Below are 26,119 nucleotides of genomic sequence, written 5' to 3'. Positions count from 1 at the left end.
AAAATACATCATGATTGTTGTGTTTTTCACATCACGATTGGGTGGTTTATTATTTTATGCCTAATTTTTTCCCCATTCGATAGAGGTTGCCACGATCCATCTGTAAAAACGTTGCTGCCTTAGACCAATTGGTATGTGTTTTTTCAAGTGCGTGTTCAATAAGTTGTTTCTGGTATTGCTCAACCAGTTGACGCATCGGTTGAGAGGTCGTTGGAAAAAAAGGCGATGTATTTTTGACATCATCGGTCAGGGGAATATCGAAATAATGACGAGTGATTGTATGCTGATTGTCTTGAATAGCGCGTAATGCTGCACGGGTTAACGTGTGTTCTAATTCTCGAATATTTCCCGGCCATAATTTGGAAGCCAACATTTGCAAAACATTAGGCTGAATATGAAGATTGGGCAGCTTAAATTGATGACGCACTTTTTCTAATAAGTAGCCTGCCAAAACTGGAATATCGTCATGGCGCTCACGTAAAGAGGGTACAAAGATAGGAAAAACATTCAGTCGATGGTACAAATCAGCTCGAAAGTGACCAAGTTCGACTTCGGTATCTAATTGACGGTTAGTCGCGGCAATAATACGTACATTGACATGTAAATGTTGATCACTGCCAACGCGTTGGAGCTCACCTTGTTGCAGAACACGCAGTAATTTTGCTTGCAGTAGCAGTGGCAGTTCGCCTATTTCATCTAAAAATAACGTTCCGCCATCTGCAAGTTCAAATTTACCTGCTCGATGATTATTGGCACCGGTAAATGCCCCTTTTACATGACCAAATAATTCGCTTTCAGCTAATCCTTCAGGTAATGCTGCGCAATTAACATAAATCATTGGTGTGTCAGCCCGTGAAGATTGAGCATGAAGCGCATGGGCAACTAATTCTTTACCAGTTCCGGTTTCACCGCTGATTAATACCGCATAGTCAGATGTCGCAACTGTGGCGATATTAGTGCGTAATCGTTGCATTGCTTGGCTGATACCGACCATTTCACCTTGCTGTGAGCGTGCTTGCTGGATCAGGGTATCCGTCAGTGACTTTTGTTTTTTATGTTGATCTTTAAGGGCATTAAATTGAGCGATATTGCGTAATGTTGCTGCGGCAAGAGCTGCAAAAGTTTCAATGGCCACAGTTTCTATATTATCAAATGCGCCGACGGTGAGTGAGTCAAGTGTCAGGACGCCAACAAGTTGACCTTCGACGTATAGGCTACAACCTAGGCAATCATGAATATCAATGGTTTGAGCTTCATTTAATAACATACCGTCAAAAGGATCGGGTAATGGACAATCAGCATCAAATCGTAACGGCTCTTTGGTTGCCATAATCGCTTCTAAGCGAGGGTGAGCTTGAGGGAAAAAACGACGTCCGAGAACCGCAGTTGATAAGCCTTTAACCGCGACAGGAATTAATAGTCCTTGCTTATCCAATACAAATAACGCACTGGCATCGCAGGGAAAGACTTGGTCGATACCATCAATTAGGTGTTGATAGTGCTGATCACTGGCGAGGTTGGCACTAAGATTAAGGGCGATATTCAGTAATACATTATTGAGTTTTGAATTCATAACAACCTAACGAGTGTGAGTTATTCTATGGCAGCAATATTGATGTCTTTATAACATCACAGCTTTAAAGGTGATTCTTTATTTAAAAACAATAAATGATAAAAAAGATGGATCTGAGATCCATCTTTTCATTAGAAGAGTAACAGCCTAATCAATTAAGCAGTTATTGTGCTTGCCAGATGCGTTGACACTCAGCACTGCCATTGGCAGCGATCGGTTTCTCAAATAGCCATTGCAGCGGTGCGACAACTGGGCTGGTGGTAAATCGAACCGAAGTTTTCAAAATGGCTGATAGCGGTATTTCAAGATTAAACTTTTCAAATGTACCGTGAACTTCAACCGGAGTTTGCAAGCTAAAAATTTGTGCTTTTTTAGATTGCGGTGATAAATATAAATTGAAATCACGTTTTTTATAGCTGGCATCAAATGCGCCATGAACTTGAATTCGTGAGGTATCAAGTAATAAATCACGTTGTTTCATGTTGCCATTATGAATATTAAAACCGCCAGCAACACAATTGAGCACGGAGTGATCTTTGGTGGTAAATGTGGGTAATACCGCATCAGCTAAACTGACCGCCCACAGATCAATAAGATTTGCTTGATAAGCTTTTGGCCATGCGGCAAAGCCAATAAAACCATTGGCGTTATTCATCAGGCTTTCTGGTGTATTAGCAACACTGTTTAGATCAAATTTAGCGCTGATCTTACCGTGCATATCAGTTGTTGGATCGATACGACGCGCAATAATGCCATAGTCAAAGTTTTTAACTAAGCCATTAAGTTTAATCGCAAACTTATTCCCTTTAGCGGCAACTGAACCATCAATATTGATATCCCCACCCGGTAACTGAATATGTAATGGTTTCAGTGTTAGCAGGCCATTATGCAAGGTCCAATCTAATTTACCCGCTCCTAACCAATCTTTACCTGAACGGACATTATCGACATTAAGTTTAAAGTCAGCATTGAGTAAATTTAACCCTTGTGGGCTAATGACATCGACAGGTTGCTGTTTAGAGACAGTAACGGACTGTGATTTTTTGTCTGCTGGTAGCCATGCTTGCCAGTTTTTAAGTTTGAAATCATTGATCTGAATAAACGGTGCATTTAATACCAGTTTTACATCAGGACGATTGCGACCATCACCTTTTAATGGTGGTAAAAAATCACCATGGCCTTTAAGGGTACTGCTACCGACATTGATGATCATGTTACGCAGATGGTAACCGATGCGATCCATTGATAATGATGCTGCAACCTTAACAGGTCCATAAGGCGGTAACTTGATACCAGTAAAGTCATCAAAGCGATTTAAATTTGGTGTCGTCGCTTCAAAGGTAAGGTTAAGTCTTTTGGGATCAAGCGGTAATACAACTTGTGATTGAGCATTAACGGCAATCTCACCGACAGTTGCTTGAAGCTTGATGGGAATTGACTTACGACCATCATTGGCTTGTTTTAATGAAACTGAATCAAGGTTAATCGCTACCGGTTTATTGGCTGCTTGTCCTTCAAGGGTGAGGTGAGTGGCTGTATTTGGCCCTGTAACGAAATGACCTTGGTTAAGGGTAATATTAAAGGCTTTGCCGGTGTAGCTATCAGCAAGTTTTAATTTACCGCCATTAAGCTGAGCATCAATTTTTGCCTGTTCCATTAACTCTAATAGGGTGCGACCTGATAATGATACTGCAAGCTTAGCGCTATCTAAACTCATGCCGAGATTATTAACAATATCAAATTGCTGCAAAATACGGCCAATATTAGGCTTATCAACTGCTAACTGTAATTGTGAATTAATCAGCTGATTATTAATGTTAAATGCAATATCACCATGATAAACACTTCCCGCATAGCTAGCTCTAAACGGTGATGTGCTGAGTTTGCCGTTACGCACTTTGCCTTTAAATGCCATATCATCAATTTGCTGTTGTGCCCACAGCATTTTATTGACGTGTAAATTAACATCCGCATCGGCAATAACGACTTTATTGCTTAAAATTGGTACATCGAGGTTAACACCTTGGGTAGGAACGGTTTGCTCTACTTTAGGCAAAGCGGCTTTATCAACAAACTGACTTAATTGAGTAAAATCCAGAGTGTTAAATTGGCTGTTAAGTTTTAAAAACTGATGGCCTTGCTGTGGTCGCCATTGTAAATCTAGTTTTCCCTGACTATTAAGTAAGGTCACATTGGGAATATCAAGATCAAGCCACTCGCCAGTATTGGTTAGCTTACCTTTAAAGTTGATTTTTCCGTGCATAGAAGCACGAGTGCCTAGCCATGGACTCAGTTTGCCAGCGTCATTACTATGGACATTAAGATCAAACCAGCTCCCTTGTTGCCAGTCGGTATGCACTAACTTACCTTGAGCTTTAATATCAATCACCGGACTTGAGAAGTGCAGTGATGGCGTCCAATCTCGATGATTAATAATGTCTGATAATGTACCCGCTTGAGCTGTGACTGTAACGGGGATATTCATGATCTTGCCATTAACTCGAGAGCTGAAAGGTTGCTCCATGCCAGCGTGTAATTTGGCTTTATCAATTGCAAATGAGGCTTTAGCACCCCAGTCGACATTTGCATCATCAATGGTAAGCCCAAGTTGGCTGTTATCTAACCATTGTTGTAATTTTGTGCCTTCGGTTGTCAATTGCAGTTGAGCATTTTTAAGGTGCCCGGTCGCGTTAGGTAAGCCTGAAATCCAACCAGCCATCTCACCTAATTGTGAGTCTTTAGCGCCTAATGTGACGTCAACTTTAGATGTCCATTCCGTTGCATCAATACTAGCGTTACCTTTAAAGGCAACATTGGCTATATTTGCTGCCATTGGAGCCGATAATTTACCTTTTTCACCATCAATATTGAGTGAGATAGTGTTAACAGGTGTACCGAGCCCTTTAATTTCACCAATGGTTAATCCAAAGTGGGTACGCGTTTTTACTAACCATTGATCTAATGCTTTTTGCAATGGAGATTGTGGTGGTGCTGCGGCATACATAGTGCCACGCAGCATTTGTGGTTGCGGCTGCAGCCATGGACGAAGGTCGATTTTGGGAATATCTAACTTGCCATCAATGATATTTAGTTGCTGCGCGTTTTGCGCAAAACTAACATTGATATTGCCATTGGCAGAGGTAATTGGGCTGCGAACTTGAATATCTTTAAAGGCAAAACCGGTGTTTGATGCGCTAAGTGCTGTTGTGACCGATAAGGGAGCAACATGGTGGAGATCAAGATCTAACAAGCTGGCAATTTGGCTAGTATCTTTCCAATTTAAACTGATATTTGCAGTTGAATCATCACCGCTATTAAATGGTGAAATGTTAGCATCAACATCTAATTGTGCTCCAGCAAAACTGCCTTTCGCAAATAATTGACCGTGTTGATTGTTAATTAATTTTTGCAGATCACCTGTTAGCGAAAGGTTATATTCACTTCCCATGGCATCACCTTTAGCAACTAATAACCATTTATCAGGCTTCGTCAGTGCAAGATGATCAAGGTAACCGCTGTAATAGGTATTTTTGGTTTGATCTTCATAGTTAACACTAACTTTGTCAGCATTAATGTTATTACTCAATACCAGTTTAAAAGCCGTTGATGACGTCGGTTTTTCCGGTGTGGGTTGTTTATTAAACATCCAGTTTTCATGACCTTGTTGATCACGAAGTAGATTTAAAGAAATATCTTTAAGATTAAGATAATCAATTTTAAGAGTATTTTGTAATAAGGGTAATACTGAAATTTTTGCTGCAATCTCGCCTGAAGTTAGCATTGGTTGCCACGGCATTGATTTAAGGTTAGCGATCGTGACATCGCTGAGCTCAATTTCAGGGCTAAAAGACAGCGTTAATGCCATATTACCTTTGATATTCGTTTTACGATCAAGGGCCTTGGTTAGCCATTGGTTAATTTCATTTCGATGAGTACTTAGATCAAGTTTAACCCCATAGGCAAGTACCCCAGAGAGAGTGACGATTGGCGTTAATAGTGCAACAAGTGTCCATAGCACCACTTTTTTGATGGTCTTTTTCTTGTGGACAGTCGGTGTGGATTGGGGGGTATCTTGTGTCATTACTTATTCAGTTTCTATCCGTAGTCATGAAAAATTAATCCAGCAGTGATTATGAGTAAAACAATGACGTTTTACTGGATTTATTGTTAGCGCTGGAACTGTATTTTATGGAGGCTATTATACAGTGTGACATTCCGCAATGTCTGTGGTTCCATTCATTTTTCGTATTTTGATTGCTAAAAATGCATTATTAGCGTTTTTTTAGTGAAATATTCCGTCATACTTTAGCCATTAACAGCTTATGTTGCTAATGATAGACAAGCAATTTCAGTATCATTGTTGCGCTGAATGGTGAGGTTGCTGCGTTAATGCCATAAATAACAGATCAGTTAGCGTTTGTTGTGCTGCATGTGAAGCCAGTGAATAATTGTGTGGTTGAGATTGGCTCAGGCTGGATGTTTCGATTGCAAGTGTATCAAGAGTAAACTGTGCTAATTGTCGTAATGGACTTTCATGTACTGAAGTTAATGCAATTATCGCTGCCCCTTTATTTTTTGCATTATTTGCGGCGAGTAATGCATACTGATGATTGCCGTCATAACAAATATGGCATTGAATATCTGCTGGCCCCAGTGTATTGGCAATATCAATTTGGCTCTGGCTGTCTTGTTCTGCAATCGCCATCATGCCAAGTGTGAGTAGCTTAGTACTGAAATCCTTCGCCACTACTGCTGAGTGACCAAAACCGACCAGTTGGATACGGTGGGCATTAATAAATAAGGCAACGATATTTTTAAGATTTTGCTCATCAATGGCATTGGTGGTTTCAATAATGGCATCTGTTTTTTGATGGGCTAATTTTTGGGCAATAGTTATTAATGTATCACTTTCGCTAATTTGGTTTTGTAATTGTAGCGGATCATTACCAATTGCTTGTTGGCGAGCTAATTCTTCTTTTATGGCATTTTTAAAAGCGGGAAAGCCGGAAAATCCCAGTTTTTGGGTAAATTTAACAATGCTTGATTGGCCAACGTTCGCTTGTTGTGCCAATTGAAGAGACGACAATGATACAACGACTGCGGGTTGTTGTAATATTAAGGCAGCAATTTTTTGCGCACTGGGTGATAGTTGCGATTTTATATTAGCAATCTTAGCAATAATCGTCATAGGCTTTATCTAGAAAGAGGGGGATGCTGCTATCATAACAAAAATAACCAAGCATCATGTTACCACTCATGGTTTTATTTTAGAGACTCATCATGAAAATAGATTTAACACAATTAGTTACTGAAAGTCGTAATAGTGCCAGTGAAGCGATAGATACTTTATCTACGATAGAGATGCTGAAAGTTATTAATGATGAAGATAAAAAAGTCGCATTAGCTGTAGAGCAAACATTGCCAGCAATTGCGCAAGCTGTTGATACTATCGCAGCTGCTTTTCAAAATGGTGGTCGGTTAATTTATATTGGCGCAGGTACTTCTGGTCGGTTAGGTATTCTTGATGCGAGTGAGTGTCCACCGACATATGGTAGTGCGCCAGAACAAGTCGTTGGTTTAATTGCTGGTGGCCATCAAGCTATTTTGAAAGCAGTTGAAAATGCGGAAGATAATACTGAAATGGGCGCTGAAGATTTAAAAGAAATTCATTTTTCAGATCGTGATGTTTTGGTTGGTATTGCTGCCAGTGGCCGTACACCTTATGTATTAGGTGCGATGGCTTATGCGCGTGCAGTTAATGCTATTGTTGCTTGTGTGAGTTGTAATCCAGACAGTCCGATGGTTGCAGTTGCTGATATTGCTATCACACCCGTTGTTGGGGCTGAAGTTGTCACCGGTTCTTCTCGAATGAAAGCAGGTACAGCGCAAAAGTTAGTACTTAATATGCTAACCACAGGTGCAATGATCCGCATCGGTAAGGTATATGGTAACTTGATGGTGGATGTTGAAGCAACCAACGCTAAATTGGTTGAACGTCAAAAGCAGATTGTGATGCAGGCAACAGAGTGTGATCGTGAACAAGCAGAAATAGCATTAATAGCCTCAAAGGGCCACTGTAAAACAGCGATTGTAATGATATTGACAGGAGTTGATGTCGTGACAGCTACAGCACTTTTGCAGCAAAATAAAGGTTATATTCGTTCGGCAATTACAAAAAATGGCTAATGCATATTATTGTTAATGTTATTAAGAACACACACCAAAAGCATGGTGTGTGTTTTATGAGTTACATAACATGATTGTTATATGTTTTTTTAGGGGGGGCGGATATTTGTGATGATTGGTTAGGACTATCATTAAATCGACACAAACGCAGTGAAATAATCAATGCAAGCGCAGATAGAATAAATAATACTAATAAGATAAGCATATATAATCCAAAAGGTTGTCCACTAAGAGTTGTACAATACAGTATACAGAGACAATAGGTTTATTGTTATAGCAATGTCATATTAAAATAAGAGCAAGGTCAATGTTTTTAAATAATATAAATCTATTATATATCACGAATATTTTATTTTAAATATAAGCTTAACCTATGCTTAATGAGCCTTTATTTGTTTTAATTAAATTTATATTTGAGTAATAGCTTAATATTACATATAGAAATATTTAAAGCTGCTATATAAAGAATAACTCCTATAATGTAGAGTTATTCGGTTAAGCAGCTTAATTAACTTATATATTACATAGCTTCAAATTCTTTTTGAAAATGAAGTACTTTTTCTAAATAACGACGAGCTTCCGCTTTGGGGTGTTTATTGGTTAATGCCCAATATACTTGATTTGGTTGCAATTGATTGAGATCGTTCATTGCTTGTTTTCTATCAGTATCAAATGTTGCCAATACACCGCCAGTCCCGCCATTATAGGCTGAAATCATGGTGTAGTGCTTAGTCGTTGGGTGCTGAACTTCTTTGAGGTAGCGATTTTTTAAGATATAGAAATAAGCCGTTCCGGTATCGATATTATTGGCCGGATCAAATAAATACTCTTTAGTTGGAATACCTGATTTATTTTTTACTAAATTAAAAACATCAGCTCCTGCCGTTTTAGGAATAACTTGCATTAAGCCATAAGCACCTGCATGACTGACAGCATATGGATTAAAACTGCTTTCTGTTTTTACAATAGCGTAAATTAAATCTTCATCAATATCATAACGTTTAGCGGCTTGACGAATCAGATCTGCATATTGATATTCACGTTGTTCAAGATGATCATCGACCATATTAATTTCAACATAATAGGCTGTACCATGTTGAAGTTTTTTTGTTTTAAGTTTATTTGCAATTAAATAATCTGCATATTTACCCGCACGCCAAGGCCATTGAATATTCTGATTCTCATGATCTTTAACTTGGCCTAATAAAAAAGGTTTACCCTTTAGCGGAATTGATTTATCACTAAAAAGATCAACTTGAGATGGATCTGCAGGCATTAATAAGGTTGCTTCAATCGCTTTTTTTAGTGTTGCTTGTGGCGCATAATTAGCAACTGTAGATACATAAATTTTACCATTATCAAAATCAATATGAGCACGAGTTCGATAACCATCAAAATATTTTACGTAGCGATGTTTTCCTGCTTGTAAATAATCATCATCTCCCCATTGTTTTTTAACTTGGTTCTCAAGGTATTTAAATAATGCGAGGCGCTGTGCTTCAGTAAGAGCGACATGATTATTATTACCATTTAGATTGTTATTTCCAACACTTGATGATGGCGCACAATTATAAATACAATCAGGTGTCGAAGACGACGAACATGATACGGTTAATAAACAACTAGCGACAGCAAGCCAAGCTTTTTTCATTATTATCCCTAATTATTATGATCCATGATAAGCAGTGAGAATATCAATGACATTTGGGTATATTTAACCCGAAAATATGATTGATTAATAACAGCTTAGTTTACAGAAGCGCTGCAATTTTGTGTGTTCATTATTTTAATGGTGACGATGAATTATTTTAATCTAATGGTGTTTTTTTCTTTGATAAGTATGACCTATTGAAGTAATAGAAAAGTAATATTGTCTTTATTTATTTGAGTGCTATAAATTATGTTTAACAAGTGAACGAGCCTAAGTAGTAACAGTGAATAAATTTAAGTAATTAGATTTTAAATTTATCCATAAAAAGAACGTTACTATATTTTTTGATTAGACTATGTTTATAAACAATATGATATTTAGTGATTATCAATAATCATACGAACAATTAGGATAATAATAATGTCAAAGTGCCCTTTTAATCATACACAAACTGTTAATCCATCGATTAACCCTGGTAATGGTACTTCTCCTAGTGATTGGTGGCCAAATCAACTTAAATTAGGTTTACTGCATCAACACAGTAGTGAATCAAATCCAATGGGTGCTGATTTTGACTACGCAGCAGCATTTAAAACATTAAATTTAGAAGCCGTGAAGCAAGATCTTCGCGACTTAATGACTGATTCACAAGATTGGTGGCCTGCAGACTTTGGTCATTACGGTCCTTTCTTTGTTCGTATGGCTTGGCATAGCGCAGGTACTTACCGTACTTCAGATGGTCGCGGTGGTGCAAGTACTGGTAACCAACGTTTTGCGCCATTAAACAGCTGGCCTGATAACGTTAACCTTGATAAAGCACGTCGTTTAATTTGGCCGATCAAGCAAAAATATGGCAACAAAATTTCTTGGGCTGACCTAATTATTCTTACAGGTAACGTTGCTCTAGAATCAATGGGCTTTGAAACAATCGGTTTTGCCGGTGGTCGTGTTGATATCTGGGAACCTGAGCTAGATGTTTACTGGGGTAAAGAAAAAACATGGTTAGCTGATGATACTCGTTACGAGAAAGATGACGCGCAACGTGATCTAGAAAATCCATTAGCTGCTGTTCAAATGGGTCTAATTTATGTAAACCCAGAAGGTCCAGATGGTAATCCTGATCCACTATTAGCTGCACATGATATTCGTGAAACATTTGCACGTATGGCAATGGATGATGAAGAAACTGTCGCACTTATTGCTGGTGGCCATACATTTGGTAAAACCCACGGTGCTGGCGATGCCGCTCAAGTTGGTGCAGAACCAGAAGCTGCTGGTATTGAAGAGCAAGGTTTCGGTTGGTCTTCAAGCTACGGTTGTGGTAATGCTGCTGATACTATTTCAAGTGGCTTAGAAGTAACTTGGACTACAACACCGACACAATGGGGTAATGGTTTTTTCCATAGCTTGTTTAGTCATGAGTGGGAACTAGAAAAGAGCCCTGCAGGTGCACATCAATGGATCGCTAAAGATGGCCGTGATGAATACCCAGATGCATTTGGTGAAGGTATGCACCGTGGTACAATGCTAACAACAGATATCTCACTACGTGTTGATCCTGCTTATGCTGAAATTTCACGTCGTTTCTATGAAAACCCAGAAGAGTTTGCAGCAGTATTTGCACGCGCTTGGTTTAAACTGACTCACCGTGATATGGGACCTCGTGCACGTTACTTGGGTTCTGAAATTCCAACTCAAGAATTCATCTGGCAAGATCTGATTCCAGCAGTTGAATATGATGTTGTTAACGACGCAGATATTGCAATACTAAAAACAGCAATCGCAGATTCAGGTTTATCAGTACGTGAGCTTGTATCAACAGCGTGGGCATCAGCATCAACATTCCGTGGTTCTGATATGCGTGGTGGTGCTAACGGTGCACGTGTTCGTCTAGCGCCTCAAAAAGATTGGGAAGCGAACGAGCCAGCTCAGCTTGATAAAGTATTAACAGTACTTGAAACCATTAAGGCAAACTTTGCCAAAGAGATTTCTCTTGCTGACTTAATTGTCCTTGCTGGTGGTGTTGGTATTGAAATGGCTGCGAAGAAAGCTGGCCGTGATGTATCTGTACCGTTTGCAGCTGGTCGTGCTGATGCTACTCAAGCACAAACTGACGTTGCTTCTTTCTCTGTTCTTGAGCCTATCGCTGATGGCTTCCGTAACTTTGAAAAAGCAAAATACACTGTTGCAATGGAAGAGTTACTGCTAGACCGTGCACAGTTGCTAACCCTAACAGCACCTGAAATGACAGTGCTAATCGGTGGTATGCGTGTTCTTGATACTAACTATCAAGCAAGCGAGTTTGGTGTATTCACTGAGCGTAAAGAAGCATTAACCAATGACTTCTTCGTAAACCTACTTGATATGGCAACAGTATGGAAACCAACCTCTGTTGACCAAGATATTTTTGCAGGTACTGATCGTAAGACTGGCGAGCAGAAGTGGATGGCAACACGTGTTGACCTAGTATTTGGTTCTAACTCTCAACTACGTGCAATCGCTGAAGTATATGCATGTGCCGATGCTGAAGATAAGTTCATCAATGACTTTATCAATGCGTGGGTTAAAGTAATGAACGCTGACCGTTTTGACCTTAAAAAATAAGGTTACAACTCGGTAGTATCACTACTCGATAATATTAAATGAGAGGCGCTGATTATCAGCGCCTCTTTTTTTGGGCGTTATTTTGTTATAAGAACAAGAACAATGGACAGCCATAACTTTGCACATCAACAATGAGTGACTACACTTAAGCTTCATATTGCTTATGGTGAAGCTAATGACAATCTCAAGACGCAAATTGATTGAGCCGCAAATCACACCTTTTTATCATGTAATTAATCGCTGTGTACGGCGGGCATATTTATGTGGTGACGATCCATATAACGGCAAAAATTATCATCATCGTCGTGGTTGGATAGTAAATAAAATCAAACAATTAGCTGCTGTGTTTTGTATTGATGTGTGTGCTTATGCAGTGATGAGTAACCATTATCATTTGGTGCTAAAAATAGATACTGAACAACAGCAAAATCTAACACCGAAAGCAGTAATATCACGCTGGTTGCAGTTATTTAATGGTCATCCAATTGCGGTAGATTTCTTAAAAGAAGGCCAAATAGGGGCAGAAAAACAGCAAGTATTATCAAATTTAGTCACTGAATGGCAGCAACGATTAGGCAGTATTAGCTGGTTTATGCGCTGTCTTAATGAAGAAATAGCACGTAAGGCTAATAAAGAAGATCAATGCAAAGGGGCGTTTTGGGAAGGACGATTTAAATCTCAAGCATTATTAGATGAGCAAGCGTTACTATCGTGCATGATGTATGTAGATTTAAATCCGATCAGGGCTGGTATTACGCCGTCATTAGAACAATCAAATTTCACCTCGATTCAGCAGCGCATTCGTGAATACCAGCAAACGAAAACCTCAGCTAAACAATCACCATCAAATAAAGGACATTTTCAATTATTACCCTTTGTTGGTGCTGAACATCAGGCTAAAACGGCTGGAATAAACTTTGCCTTTGCCGATTATCTTGAACTTATCGACTGGACTGGTCGCTGCATTCGCAATGATAAAAAAGGCTTTATATCATCGAATCAACCCCAGATTTTAAAGCAATTGGGAATATCAGCAGATGCTTGGCTTGAGCATAGTGAACAATTTATGGAACGTTATGCCAATGTAAGTGGAAAATGGTCACGAATGCGTGCTTTCAAACAGCATGTTGGTGGCCATTGGTGCAAAGGAAAGTCGGCGAGTTACCAGCTACATCCTAATTAGATATAGCTTTTTATAACGAGATAAAAGTACCGCAATAACCATCAGGATTGTGGGTGTTGTTGATCGTGAAATATGGAAATCGCATTGTTTTAACTGAAAATATAAATAATAAGCTGCAATTTTTATAGTAGAAGAGTTTATTTAAGGTGGAATAGTTTGTTTTTGATAGAGCTATTTAAGAACAAAAAGATTTGGCTGTCCAGATGACTTCTTTTTCTACGTATGAACCAATCAAAACTCATTACATTTAGTTACATTTGTTATGTTTTCATTTTTCGATTTTACTGCTCAAATACAAACTCATTCTTTATTGAGGTATCAAAATACATATGGACGACCCCTCGAGTTGTTCTTTAATTCCTAACTCCTTTTCTATGGAGTTTGTTCAATGCTAGAGTTATTTCTTCAACCTGAAGCGTTAATGATATTTGCGACCCTATTTGCACTTGAAGTAGTATTAGGTGTCGATAATATTGTATTCATTTCTGTACTTTGTGAACGTCTACCATTACATCAGCGTAAAATGGCCCGCAACCTCGGTATCGCGTTAGCAGTAGCTGCACGTATCGGTTTAGTGTTCTCTATCAGCTGGGTAATGTCATTAACACAACCATTAGTTAATCTATTTAATTATAACTTTAGTGGTCGTGATTTAATTATGATCGGCGGTGGTGCATTCTTATTAGCCAAAAGCTTAAAAGAATTATGGATGTGTTTCAGCCATGCTCATCAGCAACAAGCAAGTACAGTAAGAGCCGGTATTGCGTTAGTGTTATTGCAGATTGTCGCAGTCGATGCGGTATTCTCAATGGACTCAGTGATCACTGCGGTTGGTTTAACCAGCGAAGTGCCTTTGATGGTTGCGGCTATTTTAGCGTCAGCGGTCATTATGGTGCTATGTGCTGAGAAAATTAACGATTATGTGATGCGTTATCCTGGATTGAAAACATTAGCGCTACTGTTCTTAGTGATGTTAGGCGGTATGTTGATGGCAGAAGGTTTTGCGATTCACTTGAATAAAGGATATGTGTATTTTGCTATGGCCTTTGGTTTAATTATTGAAACTTGTCATATTTTGCTTAAAAAACAGAATAAGAAAGTCATTAGACGAGTTTATCCACAACAATGCGGTGGTTGGGCAGTTAAAGCAAAGTAAATCTCAAATAAGAAAGCAGAGCCTTGAGCTCTGCTTTTTTTGTTCTTTTTATCATGACTATTGAAAACGCTTACGTTCAATAAAGAAATGCAATAATGCCATGCCACCATGACCAATCAAATAAGCCTCAATAAGCCCTGTTAGTGATTTATGAATTTCACGTGCATCGTTGGCATAAGGGGAGTGATTGAGCCACAGCACCAGCCAGATTAATGCCGCAGCTTCAATTAAGATTAATGCACCAATACCTAACCCTTGAATAACATTACCAAGGCCCTGTTCACGAGGTTCTGGTAGCTTGCCTTTTAAAATCTGCTTGAGATCGTCTTTTAAAATAGCATTCTCCCCAAAAAGATATGGGAAGAATTGTTTAAAAGATTGTTTGGTTAACATGAAAATAATCATGCCAATTGTCGCAAGTACTGTTAACGATCCTAAAACAATATGTACCCATAAAAATAGTGTATTAAACATGCCAGCTTTTACTGCACCAGTATGAGTCATGTGAACTAGATTACTGTTTAAGATTTGCAGAATAATTAATCCTGCAAGGGTTGTGTGTAGGTGGCGTAACCCTACATTAGGAAAGTAATGAACAATGTAGCGCCAAAAGGATCGTAAAAGGGGCATATCATCTCCAAGAGGGAATCAGGATAGAATAATAAATGTTATAAATTTTTTATAAATCTAGCATAACTAATGGTTTTATATATGTAATAATTTGCCATTACTAAGCAAAATAATTATTCATAAATAAACTATTGGCTGTTTATTTGGCGATAAATGTTAAATAATTGGGGTAAATTTATTAGGAATGTTTCTGTGTATGGAGATCACCGTGAGCCAATCCTCAACAATACCAACAATACCAACAATACCAACAATACCAACAATACCAACAATACCAACAATACCAACATTATCACATATACATGTTTATCCCGTGAAATCGATTGCGGCGTTAACTCAATCTCAAGCCTGGGTTGAAAAACAAGGGCTGGCGTTTGATCGACGTTTTATGGTCGCTAGTGATGATGGTGGGATGATCACTGCGCGTAAATATCCCCAAATGGTTAAAATTAATGCAATATTGACCATGGCAGGGTTAGTGCTGCAATATCCAAATAAAGCCGATCTTGTTTTACAGTATGCTGATTTTGATATGAAAGATGCAGCAGCCACGGTCTGGAATGATAATTTTAATGCTCATACAACCACGGTAATAGCCAACCAATGGTTCAGTGACATTATTGGTCATTCAGTACAGTTACTTTTTTGTGGTCAACAATCTCAGCGAGTACGACCTAAAATTGGACATAACGTTAGTTTTGCTGACGGTTATCCACTATTGATTATCAGTGAAGCATCATTAGCAGCGTTAAATGAACGTAGCAGTGAGCAGCACACAATGGCACAGTTTCGAACTAATTTAGTGGTGTCTAATATTGACGCTTTTGCAGAAGATGGCTGGAAGCGGATCCGTATTGGTGAGGTGGAGTTTAAAGCTGTCAAACCGTGTGCGCGTTGCATTTTGACGACAGTTGACCCTCTAACGGGAGAATTTAGTCCACTTAAAGAGCCATTAAAAACCATGGCTACTTTTCGTGCTGATGAACAGGGCGAAGTGTTTTTTGGTCAAAATTTAGTGGCGATTAATGAAGGTATTATTCGCGCTGGTGATGAAATCGAAATACTAGAAACACAACCCAAACCAGTGTATGCCGATAATATAGTCACGAAATTGCAACTTACTTGTGTTGAACGAGAAGACATTGCCGCTGATTTCACAACGTTTTGGTTGGAATCACATCAACAATCACCGTTACCGACTTATTTACCTGGCCAACATTTGCCGTTACAACTTGAAATTAATGGTGAGTTTATATCACGCAGGTATACGCTCTCATCGAGTCCTTCTCGACCAGGGCGTTATGCTATTTCGGTCAAACGTATCGATGATGGTCGTGTCTCTAACTGGTTACACCAATATTTCCAAGTTGGGGATGTATTGGTTGCTGACAAGCCTAATGGCGATTTTCATTTAGGTGTTCATACTGATAAATTATTATTGTTATCAGCAGGAAGTGGTATTACACCGATGCTCTCTATGCTGAGGTATTTATCTGATAATGATAATATTCGCGATGTCGTGTTTTATCATCAATGCAGTACTGAAGCCGATATTCCTTCGCAACAAGAATTACATCAACTTGAAAATATGCATCCATCGCTTGATTTACGGATTGTGCTTAGCCAACCACGACGAGACTGGCAAGGTGAATCTGGCCGTTTAAGTTTGAGTCATTTAGCAATGATCAGTGATTTAGATAAGCGCCAAGTGTTTGTTTGTGGCCCTGATGCTTTTATGGTTGCTGCAAAAAAATTATTGCTAAAAATAGGTGTTTCTCCAGCACGTTACCATCAAGAAGCCTTTGGACCTTTACGTGGAACATTAACGCCAAAACAAACCCTAAAACTTAATATCAATGGGCATATTTTTAGTGGTGATAACCAAAGAACATTATTAGAGCAAGCTGAAACGGCGGGGATTGGTCTTAATTACAGCTGTCGAGCTGGCTTTTGTGGTGTATGTAAAGTGACATTAACCTCGGGGCAAGTTGAGCAACCTGATGTACCTGCATTGTTACCGCAAGAACGGCAGCAAGGTAAAGTGTTGGCATGTTGTTGTATACCTAAAACCGATCTAAAAATCACTCAGTAAGTTTTATTTTCATACAAAAGAACATTGATATTATTATCTTTATTCTTTTGTTTTTTTAAGGTGTTGGAAAATATGATTAAAATAGTAAATATGATTTTCTTTTGTAGCATTCTCATCGAAAGTTCAATAAAAGTACAATAATGATTGTTTTATAAATTGATCTAGAACAATAAAAGCATAAGTTAAATTTTGCTACACCTCTCACTAACTATTTTTATTGGCTCTCTATCTAGTTGTTATTTATGGTTTATTTTTAATTTCCCATGAGGGGAGCAGCACCTAATCGAATTTACCTATGAAAGTGTACGTTTTTTTCGATTTGAATTATTCCTTACGAGCGATTATTTTCTTCCAAAATATTTTCATAGGGAATTTTCATGAGAAAGACAACATATCTAGCGTGTGCAATTAGTGCTGGTTTAGTCGGTTATTTAGCAACGGTATATGCAGTCGATCAAGGCGATAAAAATTTAATTCAACACAATCTTTCGCAAGCGAATTTGACTAAAGCAGATCCACTTTCAAAAGAAGCATTTCAACTGTTTAATGAAAAAGGCTGTCAGTATTGCCATACTACCGATAGCAAAATGCCATTTTATGCTGATATGCCGGTAGCTAAACAGTTGATGGAACATGATATTAAAAAAGCACAACGTCAATTTAATATTACGGCATTAATGCAACAGGTTCAGAATAATCAGCCTATTTCTGAGGTTGAACTAGCGAAATTAGAGTCGGTACTGGTTGATCATGCTATGCCACCTAAGCAATATTTATTAATGCATTGGCGTTCAGATTTATCTAAAGAGAACACCGAAACATTACTGAATTGGGTGAAATCTGAGCGTAGCAAATATTATGCTGATCCAAAGGTTAGCGCTGAATTTAAATATGATGCTGTACAGCCAATTTCAACTACATTTGCAGTGGATGAGGCAAAAGTTAAGCTCGGTGAAGTGCTTTATCACGATACACGTTTATCGGGTGACAACACTATCTCTTGTGCATCATGCCATGGTTTAGATACTGGTGGTGTTGATAATTTGAATACCTCGACTGGTATTAATGGAGCAAAAGGCCCAATTAATGCGCCAACGGTGTTTAACTCGGTGTTTAATATTCATCAGTTCTGGGATGGTCGAGCAGATGATCTTCAAGCTCAGGCTGGTGGTCCACCACTAAATCCATTAGAAATGGGTGCAGTATCTTGGCAACAAATTATTGGTAAGTTAGATCAAGATACCGCATTAAAAGCGCAGTTTGATGCTATTTATCCAAAAGGTATTACAGAACATAGTATTACGGATGCTATTGCTGAATTTGAAAAGACGTTAGTGACGCCAAACAGCCGTTTTGATAAGTTCTTAAAAGGTGATAAAACAGCCCTGACAGCAGAAGAGCAACAAGGTTATGCACTGTTTAAACAAAATAAGTGCCAAACTTGTCATACTGGTGAAGCGATGGGTGGTTTAACGTTTGAAGTCATGGGCCTTAAAGACGATTATTTTGGTGATCGTAGCAATGTATCAAATGTCGATAACGGTCGCTATAACGTGACTAAAGATGAAAATGATATGCATCGTTTCAAAGTACCCACTTTACGTAATGTTGCTTTAACAGCACCTTATTTTCATGATGCGAGTGCACTAACGTTAGAACAAGCAGTCGCTGATATGGCGCAGTACCAAGTAGGTGTGAAGTTAACTCAAGATGAGGTCGATAAAATCACGGCTTATTTAAAAACACTGACGGGCGAATATAACGGTAAATTACTCCAATAAAATAATAGCGGCTTCTTTATTAAAGAAGCCGTTTTTGCATTAATTCGAAACAAATAAGGCATTTAAAAGAACAATATTTTGATACATGCTACTGAAAAGGTATTTGATGTGGAGTATGCTTGCGGCGCAAACGATTACCATAAAGTAAGGATCACCTATGTTTAATAAGCCACTCATCGCATTATCTATCGCTTTAGCGCTTTCAGGTTGTGCAACCCCATCTACTGTTCAGCACCAACCATTCTCACTGACGGTTGCTCATATTAATGATACCCATTCTAATTTTGACCCAGTGAAGTCAAGTTTTAAAGCTGATGGTACACGTGTCTATAATGAATTTGGTGGCTATCCTCGCCTACAGACGATGGCGAAGGAATACAAAGATGAAGCTAAGCAAGAAGATCAAAGTTTATTGTTTTTACATGGTGGTGATGCATGGCAAGGCAGTGCATATTTTAAGTTAAACCATGGTGCGATGAATGCGGATATGCTCAGTAAAATGGGCCTAGATGCAATGGCATTGGGTAATCATGAATTTGACTTAAATAATAAAAAACTCAACGCTTTTATTAGTAGCGTTAATTTTCCGGTGTTAGCGGCCAATATTGATACCAGTCAAGATGCCGATCTGAAAAATCAAACCAATTTACGGCCTTACCAAGTGTTCGCTTTTGATGGCAACAACAAAACTATTGTCAAAAATATTAATCAGTTACCCAAAGATAAAAACATTGTTGCGGTATTTGGTTTAGCACTTGATAACATGCCAAATATTGCGCCTAATACGGGTGATGTTAAATTTAATGATATGGTGAAAACGGCTCAAGCGACAGTCGATATGCTACAAAGCAAAGGGATTGATAATATTATTGCTTTAACCCATATCGGTAACGCCGTTGATTTAGATGTTGCATCAAAAGTGAATGGTATCGATTTAATTGTTGGTGGTCATTCACATACATTATTAGGTGACTTTACTGATCTAGGGTTAAACAATAATGGTATATACGCTCAGATGGTAAAGAACCCTGACGGTAAATCTGAAACTTGTGTTGTTCAAGCGGGAGAATATGCACAAGCGATTGGTCGAGTAAATGTAAGCTTTGACGCTAAAGGCGATGTGACCCAATGCGTAGGGCATAATACATTGCTAAGTAATGATGAATTTTATCATCGTGCAGATCGCAGCAAAAAAGATAAATTTAGTCCCGTAGAAACGACACGAATAGAACAATTTATTGATAATCACGAGAAAATCACCATAGCTGATGAAGATGTTTTATTACGTCAACGTATTGATAGCAAATATAAACCTGCGGTTGATAAAGCGTATGGAAAGACCATTGCTCAAGTACCTCTAGAAATTAAACATGAACGTCGTCCAGGCGATCGCGGTAGTGATAATCATGGTTCAGACGTTGCACCATTAATTGCTGAAGGACAATATTATTGGGCAAATGAGCCTCAAGTACAAAAAGTCACTGGTATGAAAGTGGATTTCTCCTTGATCGGTGCTGGTGGTATTCGTACTAATATTGAAGCAGGGCAATATCGCGAAGGTAACGTATCTTTAGAGCTATTACCGTTTTCTAATTTTATGTCAGTTGTTCCAGTTAAAGGTTCAGTGATTAAGCAGTTATTAGAACAAACTGTTACAGCGACGCTTCCTGAAGGTTCTCATGCAGGCAAGTTCCCGTATGGTGGTCATATTCGTTATAACTTTACAGAAACCGTAGCGCATAAAGCCGGTAAGCTTAGCAATGTAGAGATAATGACAGGTACTGAGCAGCATCCTGTTTGGACACCCATTCAAGATAACAAAACGTACAATGTTGCTATTAACAATTATAACGCAACCGGAAATGATGGTTGGACGCCATTATATCAAGCACAGAAGAACCATTCTGGGCGTGTAGATCTCGCTTACATGGATGGCAAGCTTACTGGTTTTAAAGTTAACAATATCGAGAAAGTAGGCGATAAATACCAAGTGAACTACCAAGGTGCAGCACCAAATTGTAAAGCCGCGAATACGGTATGTAATACCGACGCTCAAGCCTTTATTGATTATATCGCGCAAGATCGTCCTCAATTAGTGCCATTGAGCTATTCTGTTGTAACGTTCGATCGTATTACTAATAAATAATAACTTTCGAATCAAATATAATGAGCAACATATTAACTGTGTTGCTCTTTCCTATTTATCGTCTAAAAAATGAAGAACTATTCATATTTAATTGAACGTAATATATGGGGTTGACATACGGTATAAGTTGATAAAAAATGAACAGTTTCAGTGTGTTGCTTTAAATTAGAATAGCTGTAGCGGCTATTTTTTTAAGTGTAATGTCTTGAATGATAAGTAATAAAAAAAATTATTGTTTTTAGACCGTTAAATATTAAAAAAAAGGCTATACAATCGAATCAATTTCATTAGTATAGACCTCGGCCTGTAATTCAGACCTATTTATATGTAACATTATGTTTTAGAAAACTTTCTCTGTAACGCTTTACCAGTGTCATGGAGCTTTCCACTCATAAGCTATAACATAAATAATTCTTTTTCTGGCTACATTACGCAATTTTGCGAATTATTTAATACAATATTGGAGACAGTCATGTCTAAATCAACTGGTATCGTTAAGTGGTTTAACGAAGAGAAAGGTTTCGGTTTCATCACTCAAGACAACGGCGGCGCTGACGTATTCGTTCACTTCCGTGCTATCACTGGCGAAGGCTTCAAAACTCTTGCTGAAGGCCAAAAAGTGTCTTTTGAAGTAGAACAAGGCCAGAAAGGTCCTCAAGCTGCAAACGTTGAAGCTATCTAATTTGCTTTGTCGTTAAAGTTTGTAAAATACCGACGTTATGTCGGTATTTTTTTATTTAAATTTTAGGCTGTTACTACTCTCTTCGCGCTTTATTGATCACACTAATAACGATTATTAAATCAAACTGTTTGTGTAATTCTCTGGTTTTTATACACTTACAGCACTCCTTTTAACGGTTATTTGTGTTATCTCATGATGAGTTTACCGTCCAATACTATCGCAGCATCAACATGCTTATGTATGTTTGAATTACGTTCAGGCTTTGAGCATCCTCAATTAAATCCACTGACTGTTTCTTTATCAGCAGGACAACACTTGGCTTTATCTGGAGCATCTGGATGTGGCAAAAGTAGCTTATTACAAGTCATTGCCGGCCTTAAATCACCTCAGCATGGGCTCTTTAGTTATCAACAACAGGCTATTAATGCGGTGCAGTTGTCTTTTTGGCGTCAACAAATATGTTACTTGCCTCAACAAGCCGTCATGGGAGCTGACACTGTGCTGGAGGTATTACTATTAGCTTGGGATCTTAAAGCGATGTCATCAGTAGTGGCGAGACCATCAAAACAAGATTGCGAGCAAGCATTATTACGAGCAGGATTAAAGACCACCCTTGATAAGCAGGTTGCAATTTTGTCTGGAGGTGAAAAGCAACGCTTAGCCATTGCGCGCGCAGTGTTGATGCAGCGGCCAGTGTGGTTAATGGATGAGCCAACTTCAGCGTTAGATCCTACTGCACGTAATACCATTATTGAGTTAATCGCTTCATTAAACGTCATCTGTATTTCGGTATCTCATGATCCTTTGTGGCTTGAGACAGCAGATAAGGTTTATAACATGGATATGGAACAGGAAGAGACTCAATGACCACAGCGATCACTCACTCTATCGATTTACACTGGTCAGCAATGGCTGGGTTTTATTTATTATTATTGATTCCATTAGTGTTATTCCAGCGCTGGCAGCTTGGATTGAGTCGTACAATGATCACATCTGTACTGCGAATGACATTACAACTCTCTGTGGTCGGTATTTATTTACATACCTTATTTGGTTGGCAGAGTATTGGCCTTAATGTCGTTTGGTTAACGGTGATGGCGCTGTTTGCCAGTTATACTATTTGTAAACGATCTGAGGTTAATTTAAAACGCGTCCTACCTGCGGTTATTTGTGGGCAATTTGTCGCGTTATCGGTGGCATTACCAGCGCTGCTAGCAGGTGTTATTCAAGTTTCACCGTGGTGGCAAGCACAATATATGATCCCCATTGCCGGGATGTTATTAGGTAATAGCTTAACGGCAAATGTATTGGCGTTGTCACGTTGGGGCAGTTTACTTAAAGAAAATCATCACGAGTATCAATATTATTTAACGCTGGGAGCGCCACATCCGGCTCAACCTTTTATTCGTACCGCTTTTAAAGCAGCACTGGCACCACAGTTAGCATCAATGGCAACATTAGGTATTGTTAGTTTACCCGGTATGATGACAGGTCAGATTTTAGGTGGAGCGATGCCATTGGTTGCGGTTAAATATCAGTTAGTGATTATGGTAGCAATTTTTGTATCAGGTGTGCTGTCGGTGGCAACGACATTAACTATTGTTAATCGGCGTTCATTTGATGCCTATGGTAATGTGCTGTAATTCTTATTTTGAGAAAATGAGTAGAGTAAAAACAAAAAAAGCAGCGCGAGGCTGCTTTTTTATTGGCTATTAGAAAGGCGGTATTATTTAATTTCAGTGATTGGGAAAATTTCAGTCGGTGCAACAATTTCGTCTTGAGCGGCAATAGTTTGTAATTCCCATTCACCGCGACGATGGGTTTCTTTTAATACTGCATAACATGCATTATGTGCATGTTCAAACGCTTGCTCTGCTGTCCAACCTTTCAGTAAACCACCAGTAAAGAGTGATGAGATAAGATCACCAACACCAACAGGTTGATTATCAAATGCTAAATGTGGACGTTGAGCTAAGTAGCAGCCATCTTTTGTTGCCAGCATCATTGAGAATTTATCAGATGATAAACTATGAAGGTGTTTCACTAGTACCATTTTAGGTCCTAATGTTAATGCATGCTGACAGGCTTTAACCGCATCATCTAATGTATTGATTGTCATTCCAACAAACTGACTAAGTTCAAATTGGTTTGGAACAATAACATCTGCCAGTGGCATGACATCATTAATAAGGTATTCAGAAATACCATCAGCGACGATACAACCTTTTTCAGGATCACCCATCACCGGATCACAAATATAGATCGCATTAGGATTTTGTTGTTTAACTGTTTTAACCGTATCAATAATGGCTAAACATTGATCAGCACTACCTTGGTACCCGGTAAGGACTGCTTCACAGTTTTTAAGCTGATCAATGTTGTTGATGCCTTTGACAAGATCAATCAAGTCTGTTGCTGGAAAGGCTTTACCTGTCCAACCTTGCTTATATTGAGTGTGGTTAGAAAATTGTACAGTGTGTAGTGGCCACACTTCAAACCCCATACGCTGAAGAGGGAATACTGCAGAACTATTACCAGCGTGACCGTAAACAACATGTGACTGTATTGATAGAATACCTTTCATCGAGGTTCCTTATAACTATCGTATATATAGGTATACTTTACATGCGCTGAGATCAGAAACCTAATCATTTTATATCGTAATTATTCCTTGCAAAAATGCAGACTATTTATTGTTCGACCACAAGTACAATTTCTTATCACTGCGAAATAAATACCATAACTAATGTAATTGTAATATGTTTTATTGGCTCTTTTGTGTGTTTTTTGAACGGTTGACGCGTTTATTTTGATTTTTTAATTTTAATTTTTTTTGTTTTAAAACATGTTGTTGTGAATTTGTTCAGTGGTTATCCACAATATTTCATCAATTTTTATAAAAAAAATATTTACAGTATCAAAATTTGGCGTTAATGTTCGCTCCGTCTGTTGCTCAGACCTAATGTGTTTTAAATAAAACCACAATGTCATTTCTAATCATTGTTATTCGTTTATGTTGCAAACGTTGTAGCAGTGCAAAGCTATAAGAAGGGTGATCTTATAGTTAAGAAGTAGTAGGTCAATGAGTAAAGCTCTATATCAAGGTGAATTAATCGCTTGGTATAAAACTATTTAAACTCAAATTGATAGCCTCAAATATATATGCTAACTACAAAAGCAATATTTGGGCGTAAAGGAAATATAAACTATGACTTCACAAACAGGTATTATTCGTAGCTTCAACCCAATTGAAAAAATTGGTTTAATTACTAGCGACCTTGGTGGCGATATTCGTTTTGACGCATCTCAAGTTTGCAGTCGTTCACAGCCATCATCAGGTAGTATGGTTGAATTTACGTTAGATGATTCAAGCAATAAACTTAAAGCAGTTAAAATTCGCTTTATCTAAAATTAATTGATGAGTTAAATAGTGGCGAGTGCTGTTATTTATCCATGATTAAATAAAAAATCCCGGCTTAGGCTGGGATTTTTTTTATCTATATTATTCTTGCATAGTACTAATAGACAGTAAAACTAACGTATAGGAATGAAACATACAGATACTGTAATCATTGATATTATGTCTGCTTAAATATTGCTAATATAATAAAACTCATTAAGTAGTCTTGAGTTTAAATAAGGTAGAAAAAATGCATGAGTTGACAGAGAGTGATTATGACATTCTTCACGCAATGGAAAATATTGTTGATGGTATTGCGGCGATGTGGGGAGAGCATACTGAAGTATTGCTACATTGTTTGGATTCACGTAATCCGTCAATTATGAAAATTGCTAATGGGCATATTACGGGACGTGAAGTCGGTGCACCCATTACCAATATTGCATTAGTAAAATTAAATGAAGGTCAGGATGTATCTAAAGCTTATATAACCAAGTCGCCTAATGGTAAGATGTTGCGTTCATTAACAACAGTGATCCGTAATAAACAGCAGCAAGCAATTGGATTACTTTGTGTTAATTTTAATTTAGATGCACCTTTTCAATCCATGATTCATAGCTTGATGCCAAATATTGACAGTTATTGTGATCACGGTGTTACTGCGGAAACATTTGCTCGAAATAATGATGAAATGATGCATAGTTCAATTGAAACTGTGCGTGAGCAAGTCATTACCGATAGTGCAATTCCACCGTCAAAGAAAAGTCGAGAAATAGTGACACGACTTCATGATTTGGGCATTTTTGATCTTAAAGATAGCGCTCAAATTGCGGCAAAAGGGCTAGATATATCCATCCATACTATTTACCGTTATTTACGAGAAATTCGCACTCATGATGTGCGGTAACTATAAATAATCTATGTTTTTTACCATGACTGGATATGCAATATGCATCTTAATATTAGATAAATATCATTATCATTAAAAGTATTAAGCATAGATTTTAATTGTTATTTTAAATAATTCATATTGTT

18 protein-coding genes are annotated in these 26,119 nt (G+C 38.2%); 12 read left to right on the top strand and 6 right to left on the bottom strand.

Annotation, left to right across the window (positions count from 1 at the left end):
- Positions 1 to 49: 49 nt before the first annotated feature.
- From norR to G6R09_RS01995, 3 genes are all read right to left on the bottom strand, one after another.
- Positions 50 to 1,573 (bottom strand): nitric oxide reductase transcriptional regulator NorR, encoded by a 1,524-nt coding sequence (gene norR / locus G6R09_RS02005; RefSeq protein WP_065168778.1) that lies wholly within the window; start codon positions 1,571 to 1,573, stop codon positions 50 to 52.
- A gap of 163 nt (positions 1,574 to 1,736) precedes the next feature.
- The gene (locus G6R09_RS02000; RefSeq protein ID WP_163920255.1) at positions 1,737 to 5,654 is read right to left on the bottom strand and encodes an AsmA family protein; all 3,918 of its coding nucleotides are present in this window, start codon (positions 5,652 to 5,654) and stop codon (positions 1,737 to 1,739) included.
- A 273-nt stretch (positions 5,655 to 5,927) separates the two neighbouring features.
- The gene (locus G6R09_RS01995) at positions 5,928 to 6,761 is read right to left on the bottom strand and encodes a MurR/RpiR family transcriptional regulator (protein WP_065168780.1); all 834 of its coding nucleotides are present in this window, start codon (positions 6,759 to 6,761) and stop codon (positions 5,928 to 5,930) included.
- 92 nt (positions 6,762 to 6,853) lie between these two features.
- Between G6R09_RS01995 and murQ the strand changes: the two genes are divergently transcribed.
- Positions 6,854 to 7,759 (top strand): N-acetylmuramic acid 6-phosphate etherase, encoded by a 906-nt coding sequence (gene murQ, locus G6R09_RS01990; RefSeq protein WP_205522969.1) that lies wholly within the window; start codon positions 6,854 to 6,856, stop codon positions 7,757 to 7,759.
- A 520-nt stretch (positions 7,760 to 8,279) separates the two neighbouring features.
- On the opposite strand, the gene mltC is transcribed toward murQ, so the two are convergent.
- Entirely contained in the window at positions 8,280 to 9,410 is a 1,131-nt protein-coding gene (gene mltC / locus G6R09_RS01985) for a membrane-bound lytic murein transglycosylase MltC (RefSeq protein ID WP_163920253.1), read from the bottom strand.
- A 420-nt stretch (positions 9,411 to 9,830) separates the two neighbouring features.
- Here mltC and katG point away from each other — a divergent pair, with 420 nt between their 5' ends.
- The 3 genes from katG to G6R09_RS01970 all read left to right on the top strand — a co-directional run bounded on the left by katG (position 9,831) and on the right by G6R09_RS01970 (position 14,353).
- Positions 9,831 to 12,014, top strand: coding sequence for a catalase/peroxidase HPI (katG, locus tag G6R09_RS01980; RefSeq protein WP_163920251.1), 2,184 nt, complete (start codon positions 9,831 to 9,833; stop codon positions 12,012 to 12,014).
- 175 nt (positions 12,015 to 12,189) lie between these two features.
- On the top strand, positions 12,190 to 13,197 hold the full coding sequence (locus tag G6R09_RS01975) for a transposase (RefSeq protein WP_163920249.1): 1,008 nt from the start codon (positions 12,190 to 12,192) through the stop codon (positions 13,195 to 13,197).
- Positions 13,198 to 13,585: 388 nt separating this feature from the next.
- Positions 13,586 to 14,353, top strand: coding sequence for a TerC family protein (locus G6R09_RS01970; RefSeq protein ID WP_163920247.1), 768 nt, complete (start codon positions 13,586 to 13,588; stop codon positions 14,351 to 14,353).
- A 57-nt stretch (positions 14,354 to 14,410) separates the two neighbouring features.
- Here G6R09_RS01970 and G6R09_RS01965 read toward each other — a convergent pair whose 3' ends face one another.
- On the bottom strand, positions 14,411 to 14,983 hold the full coding sequence (locus G6R09_RS01965) for a cytochrome b/b6 domain-containing protein (RefSeq protein WP_065168786.1): 573 nt from the start codon (positions 14,981 to 14,983) through the stop codon (positions 14,411 to 14,413).
- 244 nt (positions 14,984 to 15,227) lie between these two features.
- Between G6R09_RS01965 and G6R09_RS01960 the strand changes: the two genes are divergently transcribed.
- The 6 genes from G6R09_RS01960 to G6R09_RS01935 all read left to right on the top strand — a co-directional run bounded on the left by G6R09_RS01960 (position 15,228) and on the right by G6R09_RS01935 (position 23,327).
- A complete protein-coding gene (locus G6R09_RS01960) occupies positions 15,228 to 17,075 on the top strand; it encodes a hybrid-cluster NAD(P)-dependent oxidoreductase (RefSeq protein ID WP_240345701.1) in 1,848 nt (615 codons plus the stop codon).
- Between the two features lie 377 nt (positions 17,076 to 17,452).
- The gene (locus tag G6R09_RS01955; protein WP_163920243.1) at positions 17,453 to 18,856 is read left to right on the top strand and encodes a cytochrome c peroxidase; all 1,404 of its coding nucleotides are present in this window, start codon (positions 17,453 to 17,455) and stop codon (positions 18,854 to 18,856) included.
- A gap of 157 nt (positions 18,857 to 19,013) precedes the next feature.
- The gene (locus G6R09_RS01950) at positions 19,014 to 21,002 is read left to right on the top strand and encodes a bifunctional UDP-sugar hydrolase/5'-nucleotidase (RefSeq protein ID WP_065168789.1); all 1,989 of its coding nucleotides are present in this window, start codon (positions 19,014 to 19,016) and stop codon (positions 21,000 to 21,002) included.
- A gap of 472 nt (positions 21,003 to 21,474) precedes the next feature.
- On the top strand, positions 21,475 to 21,684 hold the full coding sequence (locus tag G6R09_RS01945) for a cold-shock protein (protein WP_060997208.1): 210 nt from the start codon (positions 21,475 to 21,477) through the stop codon (positions 21,682 to 21,684).
- Between the two features lie 192 nt (positions 21,685 to 21,876).
- Positions 21,877 to 22,551, top strand: a complete 675-nt coding sequence (locus G6R09_RS01940) for an ATP-binding cassette domain-containing protein (RefSeq protein WP_240345687.1) — start codon at positions 21,877 to 21,879, stop codon at positions 22,549 to 22,551.
- Complete coding sequence (locus tag G6R09_RS01935; protein WP_065168790.1) at positions 22,548 to 23,327, top strand: ABC transporter permease; 780 nt, start codon at positions 22,548 to 22,550, stop codon at positions 23,325 to 23,327. The genes G6R09_RS01940 and G6R09_RS01935 overlap by 4 nt, the downstream gene beginning before the upstream one ends.
- Positions 23,328 to 23,410: 83 nt before the next feature.
- On the opposite strand, the gene pdxY is transcribed toward G6R09_RS01935, so the two are convergent.
- Positions 23,411 to 24,268, bottom strand: coding sequence for a pyridoxal kinase PdxY (gene pdxY, locus G6R09_RS01930; protein WP_065168791.1), 858 nt, complete (start codon positions 24,266 to 24,268; stop codon positions 23,411 to 23,413).
- Positions 24,269 to 24,892: 624 nt separating this feature from the next.
- On the opposite strand from pdxY, the gene G6R09_RS01925 reads away from it, so the two are divergent.
- Both G6R09_RS01925 and G6R09_RS01920 read left to right on the top strand, forming a co-directional pair.
- Positions 24,893 to 25,093, top strand: coding sequence for a hypothetical protein (locus G6R09_RS01925; protein ID WP_060997205.1), 201 nt, complete (start codon positions 24,893 to 24,895; stop codon positions 25,091 to 25,093).
- Between the two features lie 241 nt (positions 25,094 to 25,334).
- Entirely contained in the window at positions 25,335 to 25,991 is a 657-nt protein-coding gene (locus G6R09_RS01920) for a transcriptional regulator (protein ID WP_065168792.1), read from the top strand.
- Positions 25,992 to 26,119: the final 128 nt, after the last annotated feature.

It is taken from the genome of Photobacterium sp. Alg240-V54, assembly GCF_900537155.1.
Classification (GTDB): Bacteria; Pseudomonadota; Gammaproteobacteria; order Enterobacterales; family Vibrionaceae; genus Photobacterium.
The sequence above is the reverse complement of the archived record's forward strand: the minus strand, read 5'-3'. Positions and strand labels throughout refer to the sequence as shown.